We start from the raw sequence: 15,700 nt of genomic DNA, 5'->3' as shown, positions 1-15,700 counted from the left end.
ACAGGGTGCGAAAGATGCTTGGCATTATTCACAGCACCCACCTCGATTTCCGGGCTGAATCCGCTTAATCTGGCCAACACGCCAGACGATTCATGTTAATTCTGTGAATTATTCAGCCCCCCAGCGACAACTTGGCCTGCGCCTGCTGCGGCTGCGCGAGCAGCGCGGCTACAGCCAGGTGGACCTGGCCCGCGCCTTGGGCCTGTCGGCCAGTTACCTGAACCAGATCGAGCGCAACAAACGCCCACTCACCCCGGCCGTGCAGAAGAAGCTGGGCGAGGTGTTGGGCGACGTTTCTTCGTTGTTCGACGAAGATGAGCCCGCTGCCCTGCAGGAAGCGCTGGGCGAGACCCTGCGCGATCTGGGCCTGGCCGAAGTCAGCGCCACCGAACTGCGCGCCCTGGCCGGCAACCTGCCGCAGGTCAGCCGCGCGCTGCTGGAACTGCACCGCCGCCACCTGGCGCTGCGCGAGCATGCCGCGGCGCTGGAGTTCCAGCTGGGCGAGCCCGGCGCCGGCAGCACCCTGCCCGCCGGTGACCAGGTGCGCGAGTTCTTCAATCGCATGCACAACCACATCCCCGAACTGGACGAGCTGGCCGAGCAGCTGTTCGCCGAATGGGGACTGTCGCCCGGGCATGTGGCACCGCGGCTGCGCCAGCTGCTGGCCGACCGCCATGGCGTGCTGGTGGAAGTGGCTGCACTGCAGGCCGGGCGCGAGAAACGGCAATACGATGCCGGTGCGCGGCGGCTGTGGCTGCCCGATTACCTGGAGCCCGGCCAGCAGGCGTTCCAGATGGCGGCCGAGCTGGCACTGCACGGCTACCTGCCGCAGATCGATGCGGTGGTGGCGCGCGCCGGCTTCACCGACGACGCGCGCATCGCGCAGGCGCGGATCGGTCTTTCCAACTATTTCGCCGGCGCGCTGGTGATGCCGTACATGCGCTTCCTGCGTGCGGCGGAAACCAGCAGCTACGACATCGAACTGCTGGCGCATCAGTTCGGCGTCGGCTTCGAAGCGGTCTGCCACCGGCTGAGCACGCTGGCACGGCGCAGCGCACCCGGCCTGCCGTTTTTCTTCATCCGGGTGGACCGCGCCGGCAACGTATCCAAGCGCCACTCCGCCACCGATTTCCACTTCTCGCAGGTGGGTGGTTCGTGCCCGCTGTGGATCGTCTACGAGGCATTCAACCAGCCCGGCCGCATCCTCACCCAGACCGCGCGCATGCCCGATGGGCGGCGCCACTTCTGGCTGGCGCGGCAGGTCAGCAGCGGGCCGGTGGGGCATGGCCAACCGCGGAAGACGTTCGCGGTGGCGCTGGGCTGCGATCTGCAGCATGCCGAGCGGCTGGTGTATTCATTGGGGCTGGATGTGCAGAGCCCGGGTAATTCGGTGTCGATCGGACCGGGGTGCCGGGTGTGCCCGCGCGAGGACTGCATGCAGCGCGCGTTCGCGCAGTTGCCGGGGAGGTAGGGAGTTTTGCAGGGCTGCGCCCTGCACCTGCTTCAATTCAAGGCAACAGCAAAAGCAACAGCGGGCCTTCCGTGGGATGGCGGGGTGGGTCCGGTTGCGGGGGACGCTGCAAGTCCCCCTCCGGGGCCCGGCCCAGCCGCTGGCGGCTGTGCGTTCGGGCGCTTGCGAAGCAATGCTTCGCAAGCAAAGCGCCCTCACCCATGTAAGCTCGGTCGCGCCATCCATGGCGCTCACGCCCCCGCAACCGGACCCACCCCGCCCTCGACAGTTTTTCGCTGCTGTTGGTAGGTGTCGACCTTGGTCGACACGGTAGATCCACGCCATGCGTGGATAGCGTGGAAATGATCGAATTGTTCTTGTAGAGCCGAGCCATGCTCGGCTGAGAGGCTTGGCGTACAGCAGCCGAGCATGGGCTCGGCGCAACAACGAGAGCCTGCCTTTGCTTTTGATCTTTTGATTCTCTTCCGTGGCTGGCACGCGCAGGAAACTGTCAGGGGCCGTTCGGGATGGGCTGCGCAGGACCGTTGGCGCCATGGATGGCGCCATCCAGCCCCCAGGGACGGGTTTACGGCGTGTCCTGCGCAGCCCATCCCGACCGGCCCAACCCAGAAATCGCTGTCCGCGACCAACCCAGCCACGAGGGGCCCCGCCGTTGGCTGGAACCCATCATTCCACGACGGAATTGGCGCACCGGCCCCGCTGGGCCTACCATCGGCGGTCCCCACCCCCACCACCCCTTCCATGTCCGCTCCCGCTTCCGCCGCACCGCGTCGCTGGTTCGTCTCCGGCGACTTCAACGGCTTCTTCGGCCTGGTCGTCGACAACCTCTCCATCCTCGGCTTCATCGCCATGGCCCTGGTCGGGATCTTCCAGTTCCCCGCCGACGTGGTGTTCGGCCGCATGTTCCCCGGCACCGCCTTCGGTGTGCTGGTGGGCAACCTGCTGTACACCCTGATGGCCCGCCGGCTGGCTGCGCGTACCGGTCGCGACGATGTCACTGCCATGCCGCTCGGCCTGGATGCACCGACCAGCATCGGCATGGCGCTGCTGGTGCTCGGCCCGGCCTTCATCGCCTTCAAGCAGCAGGGCATGGATCCGCACGCTGCAGGCATCGCCACCTGGCAGCTGGGCATGGCCGCGCTGGTCATCATGGGCGTGCTCAAGTTCGTGCTGTCATTCTTCGGTGAAGCGGTCACCCGCGCGCTGCCGCGTGCTGCGCTGCTGGGTTCCATCGCCGGCATCGCGCTGGTGCTGATGGGCCTGCTGCCGTTGCTGGAAACGCTGCGCTCGCCGCTGGTCGGCTTCACCACGCTGGGCCTGCTGCTGTACGTGCTGATCGCCAAGGGCAAGCTGCCGGTGCGTGGCCCTGGCGTGCTGTTGGCCTTCGTGTTCGGCACCGTGCTGTATTACGGCCTTGGCCTGGCCGGGCTGGGCGCACCGGGCTTCCACGTGCCGGAGTGGGTGCCGCCGCAGGTGGTGCTGCCGCTGCCGACGCTGGGCTTCCTCGACGGCCTGCCCACGGCGATGACCTACCTGCCGCTGCTGCTGCCGTTCGGCCTGCTGATGGTGGTCGGTGGCATCAACGTCTCCGAAAGCGCGCGCGCGGCCGGCGATGACTACCGCACCCGTGACATCCTGCTGGTGGAAGCGGTGGCTACGCTGGTGGCCGGTGTCTGCGGTGGCGTGGCGCAGACCACGCCGTACATCGGCCAGCCGGCCTACAAGCACATGGGCGCGCGCAGCGGCTACACGCTGCTGACCGGCCTGTTCGTCGGCATCGGCGGCATGCTCGGCATCATCTCCGGGCTGGTGCAGTGGCTGCCGCTGGCGGTGCTGGCACCGATCATCGTGTACGTGGCCATCGACATCACCACCCAGGCCTTCCAGGCCACGCCGCGCCACCACACCGGCGCGATGGTGTTCGGTTTCCTGCCGTCGGTAGCGTACCTGCTGGCGATCAAGGCGCCAGGCTGGATCGCGCCGGACCAGCTGCCGCAGCTGCTGACCAAGCTCGACGGCCACGGCCTGCCCGAGCTGGCGGTGATCTTCACCCTCGGCAATGGCTTCATCATCACCTCAATGCTGTGGATCTCTGCGGTGGCGGCCATGGTTGATGGCCGCCTGCGCCGCGCCTGCGGCTTCCTGCTGGTGGCGGCGGTGCTGACCCTGTTCGGCCTGATCCATTCGGTGGACCCGCGCGGTGGCATCTACCTGCCGTGGGATCTGGACGGCCTGGCGCGCATCATCAGCTGGCAGTTCGCCGGCGCCTATGTGGCATTGGCGCTGCTGCTGGGCCTGCTGTCACTGCAGAAGCAGGCGGTGAAGCCGCTGGGTGAGAACAGCTGACCCCAGGGTAGTGCCGGCCGCCGGCTGGCATCCTCATGGACCTCGGACGTAGTGTGCAGCTGCCGGCCAGCGGCCGGCACTACCGCTCTCCATCCAGTTCCGGGTAGTGGCGGAAGATGCCGTTGGTGTTGAACGGCAATCGCCGTTCCGAGTCCAGATAGGAGGCAATGTTGGGTCGTTTCGCCACCCGCTCCTGCAGCGCGCGCAGCAGGGGCAGGGTAGGTTCCAGTGCCTGCATGCGGCGTGGGAACATGTAGTTCAGCCCGCTCAGCAGCTGGAACAGCGACAGATCCACATACGAGTGCTCGCGCAGTGCATGGCGGCCACCGTTGGCGGCCAGCACCTGCTCGAAGTAGCCGAGGAACTTCGGCAGCCTCTCGCTGCGCAGTGACGCGGCGCGTGCCTTGGCTTCGGTCTTCTGCTCTTCGTAGTACCTCGATGCAGCGATCGGATGGTGGGTGTCATGCACCTCGGCCACCAGGTCGGCGATGGTCAGCTGCAACTGCAGTGCCTGCGTCCGCCGCGAGGCCGCCTGCGGCACCAGGTCCAGCGTCGGGCCCAGGAAATCCAGGATTGCCGCGACCTGCGCGATGACCTGGCGACCGGCCTTCAGGAACGGCGGCGCGAAGGGCTGCGCACCTTCACTGCTGCCATCGAGAAACGGCTGCATCACTGCATCGCCGTGCGCCCGCGCCATGTCGATGTAGTCGGCACCGGCATCCTCCAGCGCCAGGCGCACGAACTCGCCACGGCCCTGGATGCCGGTCCAGTAATACAGCGCGTACTGCATGGCTGTGTCTCCACGGGACAGGATGCATAGCGTCGCGCTGCTCGCGCAAAGCGGGCGTGAGTGCAATGCCTACCTGGCGTTGGATGTCGGAGTGTTCAGGCCGATGGCGCGACGGTGATGATGTCGTGTTCATTGACGCTGCCAGCCAGCGTGTAGCGATATCCCTTGGCCAGCACTTCAACGTAGCTGTCATGTGCGGCAAGGATGAAAAGCTGCAGGTCGTGGACATTGCGGGGATCGTAGTGCGCGAGCAGTGCCGCCAGGCCAGGATCGTGGATGACCCGGTAGAAGCCGGGGAAAGGGCAGAGACCGGTTTGCCGCCAGTGCGCGGTTTCATCGGCTGGTCCGGTTTCCTCGAAGATCTCGCCGTGGCGCATCTCGTGAAAATTTCCGCCCCGGCAACGCGCTTCATGGACAAGTTCGAAATCCACCTGCAGTGAGCGGTAACGCATGCCCGGCTGCGCTGCATAGTCCTCCAGCGTCTGTGCCTCCACGTTCACCTGTGCGCTCGCGTTCTGCTCTCGATACACCAGTGTCAGGTCGAGCGTGCTGATGCGGAAAGGCACCGGTTCCGGGCGAAGCTCCATGGGTCGTTCGTCGAAGGGGCTGGACTGCTCATTGGGCCGCCCGTCGCACTGCGCTGTCAACGCGTTTCCCGAACCTTACCGGAACGGGTGGGGAACCCACGGAAATCGGCCGGGTCACACCTTCTCCATGCGTGTGAGAACGAGGTGCTGCATCATGCAGAGTCGAAAAGCAGTTTGGCCCTGGGTGTTGGGCGTGGTGGTGATCGGTGGCGCGGGCGGTTGGCTGTTCCGCGACCAGCTGAAGAGCCTGGCGGACGGAGTTTCGGTGCCGGTGCAATCAACCCCTGCCAGTACCAGCGCACCGCCACAACCGCAGGCGGCCGCAGAACCCGCGCCAGCGTCGCCTCCGATCAAGCATCCGCTGGATACCGGGGCCGCGGCAGATCCGGCGCTGCCGAAGCTGGCTGACAGCGATGCCGCTGCCTGGGGCGCGCTGAGCCAGCTGTTCCAGGGCGAGGGTCCGCTGACCCTGCTGTTGCGCGACCATCTGATCCAGCGCCTGGTCACCCAGGTCGACAACCTGGACAAGCCCAGCGTGCCACCCACCGCGCTGGCCGCGCGGCCGCTGCCGGGCAACCTGCAGGTCGAGGCGGGTGAGGGCGGCGAACGCATCGCCGCCAGCAATGCGGCGCGCTATGCGCCCTACTTGCAGGCATTTGCCGCGCTCGACCCGGCGGCAACGGCTACCGCCTACAAGCGCTTCTATCCGCTGATCCAGCAGGCTTACGTGGACCTTGGCCGGCCCGAGGGCTATTTCAACGACCGTCTGGTCACGGTGATCGACCACCTGCTGGAGACCCCGGAACTGGCCCAGGCGCCGCTGGTGCAGCGCGACGAACGGGGCCGCTATCGCTTCGTCGATCCCACCCTGCAGTCACGCTCGATCGGGCAGAAGGCCCTGCTGCGCATGGATGTGGCGCAGGCGCGGGCGGTCAAGCAGCAGCTGCGGGCGATCCGCAGCGCGATCACCCGCTGAGTCCCTCCACCGCGCGGAACTGATCGGGATCAACGCGCCGACCACACCCGTTCCGGCATGCTGGCCGCAGGCTGACTGGCCTCGGGGTGCAGTCGCAGCCACCCTTGAAACGGGGTGGGGCAACCGCATCTTTCCAGCATCGCCGGCGCGGGCCGGCCCTGATGACCGATGAGGATTCGCAATGCGGATGGACAAGCTCACCTCGCGTTTCCAGCAGGCGCTGGCAGACGCACAGTCGCTGGCCGTGGGCCGCGACAACAGCATCATCGAACCGGTTCATTTGTTCAGTGCGCTGCTGGACCAGCAGGGTGGCAGCACGCGCCCGCTGCTGGCCCAGGCCGGCGTGAACGTGCCGGTCCTGCGCGAGCGCCTGACCGAAGCACTGGACGCGCTGCCGAAGGTGTCCGGCCAGGCCGGCAATGTCTCGATGGGCAACGACCTGGGGCGCCTGCTGAACCAGACCGACAAGCTGGCCCAGCAGCACGGTGATGCCTTCATTGCCAGCGAGTGGTTCGTGCTGGCAGCGCTGGACGACGGCGGCACGCTGGGCATGGCACTGCGTGCCGCCGGTGCTGACAAGACCCGCCTGCAGGCCGCGATCGACAAGCTGCGTGGCGGCGAGAACGTGCAGTCGGAGAATGCCGAGGAACAGCGGCAGGCGCTGGAGAAGTACACCATCGACCTGACCGCGCGCGCCGAGAGCGGCAAGCTCGATCCGGTGATCGGACGTGACGAGGAGATCCGTCGCACCATCCAGGTGCTGCAGCGCCGGACCAAGAACAACCCGGTGCTGATCGGCGAACCCGGCGTGGGCAAGACTGCCATTGTCGAGGGGCTGGCCCAGCGCATCATCAACGACGAAGTGCCCGAAGGCCTGCGCGGCAAGCGCGTGCTGTCGCTGGACATGGGCGCGCTGATCGCCGGTGCCAAGTTCCGCGGTGAATTCGAAGAGCGCCTGAAGGGCGTGCTGAACGACCTGGCCAAGAACGAAGGCCAGATCATCCTGTTCATCGACGAATTGCACACCATGGTCGGCGCCGGCAAGGCCGACGGCGCGATGGATGCCGGCAACATGCTGAAGCCGGCACTGGCACGTGGCGAGCTGCACTGCATCGGTGCCACCACGCTGGACGAGTACCGCAAGTACATCGAGAAGGATGCTGCGCTGGAGCGCCGCTTCCAGAAGGTGTTCGTGGGCGAGCCGTCGGTGGAGGACACCATTGCGATCCTGCGCGGTCTGAAGGAGAAGTACGCGCTGCACCACGGCGTGGAGATCACCGACCCGGCCATCGTTGCCGCTGCGACGCTGTCCAACCGCTACATCACCGACCGCCAGCTGCCGGACAAGGCCATCGACCTGATGGACGAAGCCGCCTCGCGCCTGCGCATGGAGATCGACTCCAAGCCGGAGGAACTGGACCGCCTGGAACGCCGGGTGATCCAGCTGAAGATCCAGCGCGAGATGCTGAAGAAGGAAAAGGACGAGGCCTCGCGGCAGCGCCTGGCCGATCTGGAGAACGACATCGAGGCGCTGGAGCGCGAGTTCTCCGACCTCAATGAAATCTGGAAGTCGGAGAAGGCCGCGCTGCAGGGTGCGACCAAGATCAAGGAGCAGGTCGAGCAGGCCAAGCTGGAGCTGGAAGCCGCGCAGCGCCGCCAGGATTTCGCCAAGATGAGCGAGATCCAGTACGGCCTGCTGCCGCAGCTGGAAAAACAGCTGGCCGCCGCGCAGGAAGCCGAACACAGGGACTTCAAGCTGGTGCAGGACCGCGTGACCGACGAGGAGATCGCCGAGGTCGTGTCGCGCTGGACCGGCATTCCGGTCAACAAGATGCTCGAAGGTGAGCGCGACAAGCTGCTGCGGATGGAAGAGGTGCTGCACAACCGCGTGGTCGGCCAGGAGGAAGCGATCAAGGTCGTCTCCGATGCCGTGCGCCGTTCGCGTGCGGGCCTGTCCGATCCGAATCGCCCGGCCGGTTCGTTCCTGTTCCTCGGCCCGACCGGCGTCGGCAAGACCGAGCTGTGCAAGTCGCTGGCCGAGTTCCTGTTCGACAGTGCCGACGCGATGATCCGCATCGACATGAGCGAGTTCATGGAGAAGCACAGCGTCGCCCGCCTGATCGGTGCGCCCCCGGGCTACGTCGGTTACGAAGAGGGTGGCTACCTGACCGAGGCCGTGCGTCGCCGTCCGTATTCGTTGATCCTGCTGGACGAAGTGGAGAAGGCGCATCCGGATGTGTTCAACATCCTGCTGCAGGTGCTGGACGATGGCCGCCTGACCGATGGCCAGGGCCGCACCGTGGACTTCCGCAACACCGTCATCGTGATGACCTCGAACCTGGGTTCGCACCAGATCCAGGACATGAGCGCTGATGACAGCCCGGAGGCCTACACGCAGATGAAGGCGGCGGTGATGGGCGTGGTGCAGGCGCACTTCCGCCCGGAGTTCATCAACCGCCTGGACGACATCGTGGTGTTCCACCCGCTGGACAAGCGGCAGATCAAGCAGATCGCGCGCATCCAGATGCGTGGGCTGGAAAAGCGCCTGGCCGAACGTGGTTTGAAGTTGCTGGTGTCCGATGCAGCGTTCGACCTGCTTGGCAACGTTGGTTTCGATCCGGTGTACGGCGCACGTCCGTTGAAGCGTGCGATCCAGGCGCAGCTGGAGAACCCGCTGGCGCAGAAGATCCTGTCCGGTGCCTTCGTCAACGGCGACACCATTGAAGTCGGCAACGACGGCGGCCACCTGGTGTTCGCCAAGGCGTGATTCACACGGGGCGCTGCCTGATCGCGGCGCCCCGTTTCCTGCGGAGTACGCCGGGCCATGCCCGGCGCTCACTCAGAAGCGGTGCGTGTAGCCGCTCATCAGGCCGAACTGGTTGGGCTTCTGCACGATCGGGCTGTCGGCGGCGTCGCCAAGCAGTCGCGTGCCCTCAGCCGAGATGTACCAGTTGCCGTTGCGGCCCACGCGGTGGCTCCATTTCAGGCCAAGACCGGCACTGACCAGGCCGGCCTTCGGCGTGTGCTGGGCAAAGCCGGTGCGCGCCGCCTGTTCCGGGCTGACGCCGTACCAGGTCTGCATGTAGCCACGGTTGCCGTAGTCGGTGGACACGCTGCCGCTGACCACACCGCCGGCCAGGTCGAACAGCGGCATGCTCAGGTTCAGGTGGATCTGCTGGGTGGCCAGGCCGTTCTCGGCCTTGTCCTCGTCCTTGCGGGTGAACTGCCAGGCGCCGCTCAGCACGGCTTCGCCCAGCGTATAACCAGCCGAGATGCCGACCAGGGGACGGGTATCGATATCACCCATGCCGCGCAGGAAGTCGGAACCGCCGAGCAGCGAGTCCTTTTCCTTGCGGATGCCGCTGGCGCCGACATAAGCGCGCACGCGGGTGTGCTCGCCGATGGAGGTGCCCCAGCCAATGCCACTGGTGCCCAGAAACCATCCACCCGGCGAGGTGACATCAAAGGACAACGACGGCGTCGCACGATACTCCTCGCTGCCGCTGTAGCGCGGCGCCACGCCACCGCCGGCAGCGACCTCGAAGGTCCAGTGGTCATCCTTGGCGTGGGCGATCGGCGTGGCGAACAGCGGCAGCAGGGCCAGGCAGAGCAGGGTGGGGGAACGGCGAAGCTGGGACATGGAATCTCTCGACAATGGGAGGAAAGCAGCGCGCGCATCCGGCGAGTGCTGCAGGGTCGCCAGCGTGGCGATATGCCGGCGACCGATCCCTCCGCAGTTGTGCGGGAGTTGTAATCAACTGTAATGGCGCCCGTGGGCGTTCAGCTGGCAGCCAGCGGCCAGTGCATTTCCAGGCGCGCGCCACCCAGCGTGGCGCGGCTGATGCGCAGCTCGCCACCGTGGCGGGCTGCAATGCGGCTGACGATGGCCAGGCCCAGCCCGAAGCCGCCGGTGTCGCGGCTGCGGCTGTCATCCAGGCGGGTGAACGGGCGCATCACTTTTTCATGGTCGGCCTCGGCGATGCCCGGGCCGTCGTCATCCACACGCAGGCACGCGCGGCCGCCGACACCGACCAGCGACACTTCCACCTGCGAACGCGCGTGGCGCAGCGCATTGCCTACCAGATTGCTCAGCGCCAGCTGCAGCAGCCGCGGTTCGGCATCCACCCGCGGCAACGCACTGGGCTGCACGCGCAGGACCACGCCGGCCCGTTCGGCATCACGGCGCGCATCGGCCAGGCAGGCCTGCAGCCAGTCGTTGGCTTCGATGCGCTGCATCGGCTCGCCCTCGCTGGGATGCTCCAGCCGTTCGTAAGCCAGCAGTTCGCTGACCAGCCGGTTGAGTTCGGCCAGATCGCCGTGCAGGCCCCGCGCCAGCCGTTCGCGGCGTTCGCGGTCATCGCTGTCCTGCATCAGGTCCAGGCCGAAGGCCACGCGCGCGATGGGCGTGCGCAGTTCGTGCGATATGGCATGGGTGAGGTCGCGCTGGCGCTGCACCAGCTCGGCCACGCGCGCGGCCATGCGGTTGGAATGGTCGACGATGACGCGTATCTGCGAGCGTGGCGAAACCTGCGCGCGCGCCTGCAGATCGCCGGCACCGATGCGATCGGCGTGCACGCGCAGCGCGTCCAGATCGCGCCAGAGCAGGCGCACCCAGGCGTACAGGCACAGCCCGAACAGGGCCAGCATTACCGAATAGGCGATCAGGGTGAGATAGAGGGTCATCGACGGCTCGCCTGGTAGATGCAGGCGCAGCCAGGGGCCATCGGGATGCAGTGGATCAAGCGGCGCCAGTACGATCTCGAACTTCTGCCGGGAAATGAGCCCGTTGCGCTGCAGCTGTTCCTGTTCGCCGGCCGCGAGGGCCGGTGCTGACGGCAGCAGAGCCAATGCGATGCCATAGTGGGGTTGCCATTGCGCCAGCTGATCCTGCTGGGCGGCGGAGTCCTTTCCGTCCAACCCCTGCCGCAATGCATACAACTGGCCGCGCACCTGCTCTGCGAACACACGCTGCTGGAACGGCAGGTAGATGCGATCGAAGATCACGTTGATCAGCAGCAGGGTGATCAGGAAGCTCGCGCCGACCACCAGCCACAGGCGCAGAAACAGCCGCTTCATGCCGACCAGGACGAGGGATTGAACTGGTAGCCGCGGCCCCACACCGTCTTGATCCGCCGCGGTTCGCGCGCGTCATCGCCCAGCTTGCGGCGAAGCTTGCCGATGCTGACATCGACACTGCGGTCCAGCCCGTCGAAGCCGATGCCGCGCACCGCCTGCAGGATCTGGTCACGCGAGAGAATCTGCCCCGGCTGGCTGGCCAGCAGCCACAGGATCTCGAATTCGGTGGTGCCCATGTCCACCGGCTGGCCGTGCAGATGCACCTCGCGCTGCATGCGGTCGATCAGCAGCTCGCCGTGCATCAGGCGGCAGGGGGTGCCGGTGTTGCTGCTGCCATGGCGGCGGCGCAGCAGGGCGCGCAGGCGGGCCAGCAGCAGGCGCGGCTCGATCGGCTTGTGCACATAGTCGTCGGCGCCCGATTCCAGGCCGAGCACCTGTTCGATGTCGTCCTCGCAGGCGGTCAGCATCAGGATCGGCACATCGGAGAAGCTGCGGATCTGCCGGCACACGTCTATGCCGCCGAGGCCGGGCAGCATCAGGTCCAGCACCACCAGTTCCGGCGCGTGCTGGCGGCAGGCCGCACCGGCGAGGTCGCCACGGGCCACATGCTGCACGGCGAAGCCGTGTTCGTGAAGGTAGTCACTGACCAGCTCGGCCAGGCGGCGGTCGTCCTCCACCAGCAGCACCGGGGTCGGCGTGCCGCTGGCGGTGGGTGTCCAAGGGGATGGCTGCATGCGCGTTGGGCCTCCGTGCCCGGGCAGGAGCGCCCGGCGGCGAAGCCTAGCAACGGCCCATGACGGCTGCCTGAATCGCGGCCAACCTGATAACCGGTGGTACTGGCGTCATCGCCAGCAGCTTTCAGCGCGTGGTTCTGGCTGGCCTATGGTGGCGGTTTCCCCGGATGGAGCCTGGCGCAATGAGCGACCCGCAGTGGCAACTGGAAACCCTGGCCGTGCACGGCGGCTACCGTCCCGACCCGACCACCCGCGCGGTGGCGGTGCCGATCTACCAGACGGTGGCGTATGCCTTCGATGACACCCAGCATGGCGCCGATCTGTTCGACCTGAAGGTGCCCGGCAACATCTACACGCGCATCATGAACCCCACCACCGACGTACTGGAGCAGCGCCTGGCCGCACTGGAAGGCGGCATCGGTGCGCTGGCACTGGCCTCGGGGCAGGCGGCCATCACCTATGCCATCCAGACCATTGCCGAGGCCGGTGACAACATCGTTGCCTCCAGTGCGCTGTATGGCGGCAGCCTCAACCTGCTGGCGCACACGCTGCCGCAGTACGGCATCCAGGCGCGCTTCGCCGACCCGGCCGATCCGTCCGCCTTCGCCGCGCTGATCGACGAACGCACCAAGGCGGTGTTCGTCGAATCGATCGGCAACCCGCGTGGCAACGTCACCGACATCGCGGCGATTGCCGAGGTCGCGCATGCCGCTGGCGTGCCGCTGATTGTCGACAACACCGTGGCCACGCCGTTCCTGCTGCGCCCGTTCGAGCACGGCGCCGACATCGTGGTGCATTCGCTGACCAAGTACCTCGGCGGCCACGGCAACAGCCTCGGCGGCGCGATCGTCGATTCCGGCCGCTTCGACTGGGCTGCACAACCCCAGCGCTTCGCACGGCTCAACCAGCCCGACCCCAGCTATCACGGCGTGGTCTATACCGAAGCGCTGGGGTCGGCGGCCTACATCGGCCGCGCGCGGGTGGTGCCGCTGCGCAATACCGGCGCGGCGCTGTCGCCGTTCAATGCGTTCCTGATCCTGCAGGGCATTGAAACCCTGGCGCTGCGCATGGAGCGCATCAACGCCAACGCGCTGGCTGTCGCGCAGTTTCTGAAGTCACACGCAAAGGTGGCCTGGGTGCGCTACGCCGGGCTGGCCGACGACCCCGAGCATGCCGCCGCGCAACGTTACCTGGGTGGGCACGGCTCGGGCGTACTGACCTTCGGCCTGCCGGGCGGCCGTGAAGCCGGCGCACGTTTCCTCGATGCGCTGAAGCTGTTCACCCGCCTGGTCAACCTGGGCGATGCAAAATCGCTGGCCACCCATCCGGCCTCGACCACCCATCGCCAGCTGGATGCCGCCGAACTGGCCAAGGCCGGCGTCAGCGAGGACACCGTGCGGCTGTCGATCGGCATCGAGCACATCGGCGACCTGCGTGCCGACCTGGAGCAGGCCCTGGCAGGCGCCTGATAGCCGCACGCTTGGTCGTCATCGCCACAGGCGATCACCACCGGCACCGCGATGCGCTACGGTGGAACTGCCTCTCCGAGGCATGGCAACGTGGCGATCCAGATCCCCGGTCGATGCGGGTCGACCGGGGATTTTTTTGTTTCCGGGGTCAGATGCACCGCCGTGTCGACCAAGGTCGACACCTACCAACAGCCGCAGGAAATTGTCGAAGGCAGGGTGGGCCCGGTTGCAGGGGCGTGAGCGCCATGGATGGCGCGACCGAGCCTCCATGGACGGATTCACGGCGTCCCCTGCAACCGGACCCACCCCGCCATCCCACGGAATGCCAGCTTTTGCTTTTGTCGTTGCCGTTGCTTCAGCAGGTGCAGGGCTGCAAGCCCTGCCGCACCCACACTCCTCACACCACCGGAATACTGTGCTGTCCCAGCCCGCGATACGGCGGCGTGGCCATCACCATCTCCGCCAGCGAGTACGCCAGCTCACGCTCGGCCATCACCGTGCCATCGGCACCATGCTCCAGCAGGTGCTTCACCTCCGCATCGCTGTGTGCTCGCGCCAGCAGGGTCAGATCCGGATTGATCGCACGCAGCTTGGCCAGCGCCTCACCGGCTTCCAGCGGCTGAGGAATCGCCAGCACCGCAATCTTCGCGCGTTCCGGATGCGCTTCGGCCAGCACGCGGTCGGCAGCAGCACTACCACGGATCGCCGCCAGGCCCTTGGCGTGCGCCTGTTCGACGTGCTCCTTGTTGTCATCGATCACCAGCACCGGCACGCCACGATCGCGCAGCACCTGCGCCAGCTCGCTGCCGACCCGGCCGTAACCAATGACGATGGCATGGTCATGCAGGTCACGCGAGGGGCCGGTGGCCTCTTCCGGCTCGGCGGCCTGGGGCGACTGCTCCTGCTTGGCCTGCCAACGGTCAAGCAGCCCGAACACCAGCGGGTTGAGCATGATCGACACCAGCGCACCGGCCAGCACCAGCGACTGGCCTTCCTTCGGCAGGATCTGCAGCGCGACGCCGAGGCCGGCGATGATGAAGGCGAATTCGCCGATCTGCGCCAGGCTGGCCGAGATGGTCAGCGCAGTGCTGGTCGGGTGGCCGAACGCGCGCACGATGAAGAACGCGGCGGCCGACTTGCCGAACATGATGATCAGCACCGTGGCCAGCACCTGCCAAGGGTGCTGGACGAGGATGTTGGGGTCGAACAGCATGCCGACCGAGACGAAGAACAGCACCGCGAACGCATCGCGCAGCGGCAGCGAATCATGTGCGGCCTTGTGGCTCAGCTCCGATTCGTTGAGCAGCATGCCGGCGAAGAACGCGCCCAGCGCGAACGAGACGCCGAACAGCATCGCCGAGCCGAACGCCACGCCCAGCGCGATCGCCAGCACCGACAGGGTGAACAGTTCGCGCGATCCGGTGCCGGCGATGCGTTCGAGGATCCACGGGATGACCCGGCGTCCGACCACCAGCATCACCGCCACGAACAGGCCCAGCTGCACGAAGGTCCAGCCGATGTCGGCCAGCACGCTGCCCAGCGAGTGCGATTCCTTGGCCGCATCGGGGCCGAACACACCGGCCATCACCGGCATCATCACCAGCGCCAGCACACAGGCCAGGTCTTCCACGATCAGCCAGCCGACCGCGATCTTGCCGCGCATGGTCTCCAGCAGGCGGCGCTCCTCCATCGCCCGCAGCAGTACCACGGTACTGGCGGTGGCCAGCGAGAAACCGAAGATGACGCCATGCAGGGCTGGCCAGCCCATCAGCGAGGCCACGCCCCAGCCGAGCAGGGTAGCGACCGCGATCTGGCCGATGGCACCGGGGATGGCGATGGCCTTGACCGCCATCAGGTCCTTCAGCGAGAAGTGCAGGCCGACGCCGAACATCAGCAGCATCACGCCCAGCTCGGCCAGCTGGTTGGCCAGCGCCTGGTCGGCGACGAAGCCGGGGGTGAACGGGCCTACGCAGATGCCAGCAACCAGGTAACCGACCAAGGGAGACAAGCGGAGCTTGTTGGCCAGCGCGCCGAAGATGAAGGCGAGCCCGAGGCCAACGGCAACGATGTTGATCAGGTCGGTGTCATGGTGCATCGGCACTCGCAGAAAAACGGGGGTATCCCGATTTTCACCGATGACGCCAGATACGGCAAACCTTAAATGCGAATGGGGTCAGATCCCTCTCCCGCAGGAAAAAGGATCTGACCCCACCAGGGAGTTGCCGGCCAGCGGCCGGCACTACCAAAGAGG

General features: G+C 66.7%; 11 protein-coding genes. 5 read left to right on the top strand and 6 right to left on the bottom strand.

Annotated features, from left to right (window positions below; all coding sequences use genetic code 11):
• The first annotated feature begins 103 nt into the window (after positions 1-103).
• Both ACMZ91_RS15660 and ACMZ91_RS15655 read left to right on the top strand, forming a co-directional pair.
• Positions 104-1,471: a helix-turn-helix domain-containing protein gene (locus ACMZ91_RS15660; protein WP_414577833.1), complete on the top strand. Its 1,368-nt coding sequence runs from the start codon at positions 104-106 to the stop codon at positions 1,469-1,471.
• A 741-nt stretch (positions 1,472-2,212) separates the two neighbouring features.
• The gene (locus tag ACMZ91_RS15655) at positions 2,213-3,817 is read left to right on the top strand and encodes a SulP family inorganic anion transporter (protein ID WP_277778946.1); all 1,605 of its coding nucleotides are present in this window, start codon (positions 2,213-2,215) and stop codon (positions 3,815-3,817) included.
• 79 nt (positions 3,818-3,896) lie between these two features.
• On the opposite strand, the gene ACMZ91_RS15650 is transcribed toward ACMZ91_RS15655, so the two are convergent.
• Both ACMZ91_RS15650 and ACMZ91_RS15645 read right to left on the bottom strand, forming a co-directional pair.
• Positions 3,897-4,607, bottom strand: coding sequence for a glutathione S-transferase (locus tag ACMZ91_RS15650; RefSeq protein WP_180845401.1), 711 nt, complete (start codon positions 4,605-4,607; stop codon positions 3,897-3,899).
• A gap of 95 nt (positions 4,608-4,702) precedes the next feature.
• Entirely contained in the window at positions 4,703-5,194 is a 492-nt protein-coding gene (locus tag ACMZ91_RS15645; RefSeq protein WP_049422957.1) for a hypothetical protein, read from the bottom strand.
• Positions 5,195-5,348: 154 nt separating this feature from the next.
• Between ACMZ91_RS15645 and ACMZ91_RS15640 the strand changes: the two genes are divergently transcribed.
• Positions 5,349-6,170, top strand: coding sequence for a DUF3014 domain-containing protein (locus ACMZ91_RS15640; protein WP_414577320.1), 822 nt, complete (start codon positions 5,349-5,351; stop codon positions 6,168-6,170).
• Between the two features lie 181 nt (positions 6,171-6,351).
• Entirely contained in the window at positions 6,352-8,937 is a 2,586-nt protein-coding gene (gene clpB, locus ACMZ91_RS15635; protein ID WP_414577322.1) for an ATP-dependent chaperone ClpB, read from the top strand.
• A gap of 72 nt (positions 8,938-9,009) precedes the next feature.
• Here the strand turns inward: clpB and ACMZ91_RS15630 are convergent, their stop codons facing one another.
• The 3 genes from ACMZ91_RS15630 to ACMZ91_RS15620 form a co-directional block, all read right to left on the bottom strand.
• Positions 9,010-9,810, bottom strand: coding sequence for a MipA/OmpV family protein (locus ACMZ91_RS15630; RefSeq protein WP_414577324.1), 801 nt, complete (start codon positions 9,808-9,810; stop codon positions 9,010-9,012).
• Positions 9,811-9,950: 140 nt separating this feature from the next.
• Positions 9,951-11,246: an ATP-binding protein gene (locus tag ACMZ91_RS15625; protein ID WP_414577326.1), complete on the bottom strand. Its 1,296-nt coding sequence runs from the start codon at positions 11,244-11,246 to the stop codon at positions 9,951-9,953.
• On the bottom strand, positions 11,243-11,980 hold the full coding sequence (locus ACMZ91_RS15620; protein WP_049461520.1) for a winged helix-turn-helix domain-containing protein: 738 nt from the start codon (positions 11,978-11,980) through the stop codon (positions 11,243-11,245). Before ACMZ91_RS15620 ends, ACMZ91_RS15625 begins: the two co-directional genes overlap by 4 nt.
• Before the next feature lie 182 nt (positions 11,981-12,162).
• Here ACMZ91_RS15620 and ACMZ91_RS15615 point away from each other — a divergent pair, with 182 nt between their 5' ends.
• The gene (locus ACMZ91_RS15615) at positions 12,163-13,449 is read left to right on the top strand and encodes an O-acetylhomoserine aminocarboxypropyltransferase/cysteine synthase family protein (RefSeq protein WP_049461519.1); all 1,287 of its coding nucleotides are present in this window, start codon (positions 12,163-12,165) and stop codon (positions 13,447-13,449) included.
• Between the two features lie 397 nt (positions 13,450-13,846).
• Here the strand turns inward: ACMZ91_RS15615 and ybaL are convergent, their stop codons facing one another.
• Positions 13,847-15,544 (bottom strand): YbaL family putative K(+) efflux transporter, encoded by a 1,698-nt coding sequence (gene ybaL / locus ACMZ91_RS15610; RefSeq protein ID WP_107431474.1) that lies wholly within the window; start codon positions 15,542-15,544, stop codon positions 13,847-13,849.
• Positions 15,545-15,700 lie beyond the last annotated feature (156 nt).

It is taken from the genome of Stenotrophomonas sp. FR024, from assembly GCF_047500745.2.
Taxonomy (GTDB): Bacteria; Pseudomonadota; Gammaproteobacteria; order Xanthomonadales; family Xanthomonadaceae; genus Stenotrophomonas; species Stenotrophomonas maltophilia_A.
Note: the sequence above shows the minus strand (reverse complement) of the source record. Positions and strands in the feature narration are given on the sequence as shown.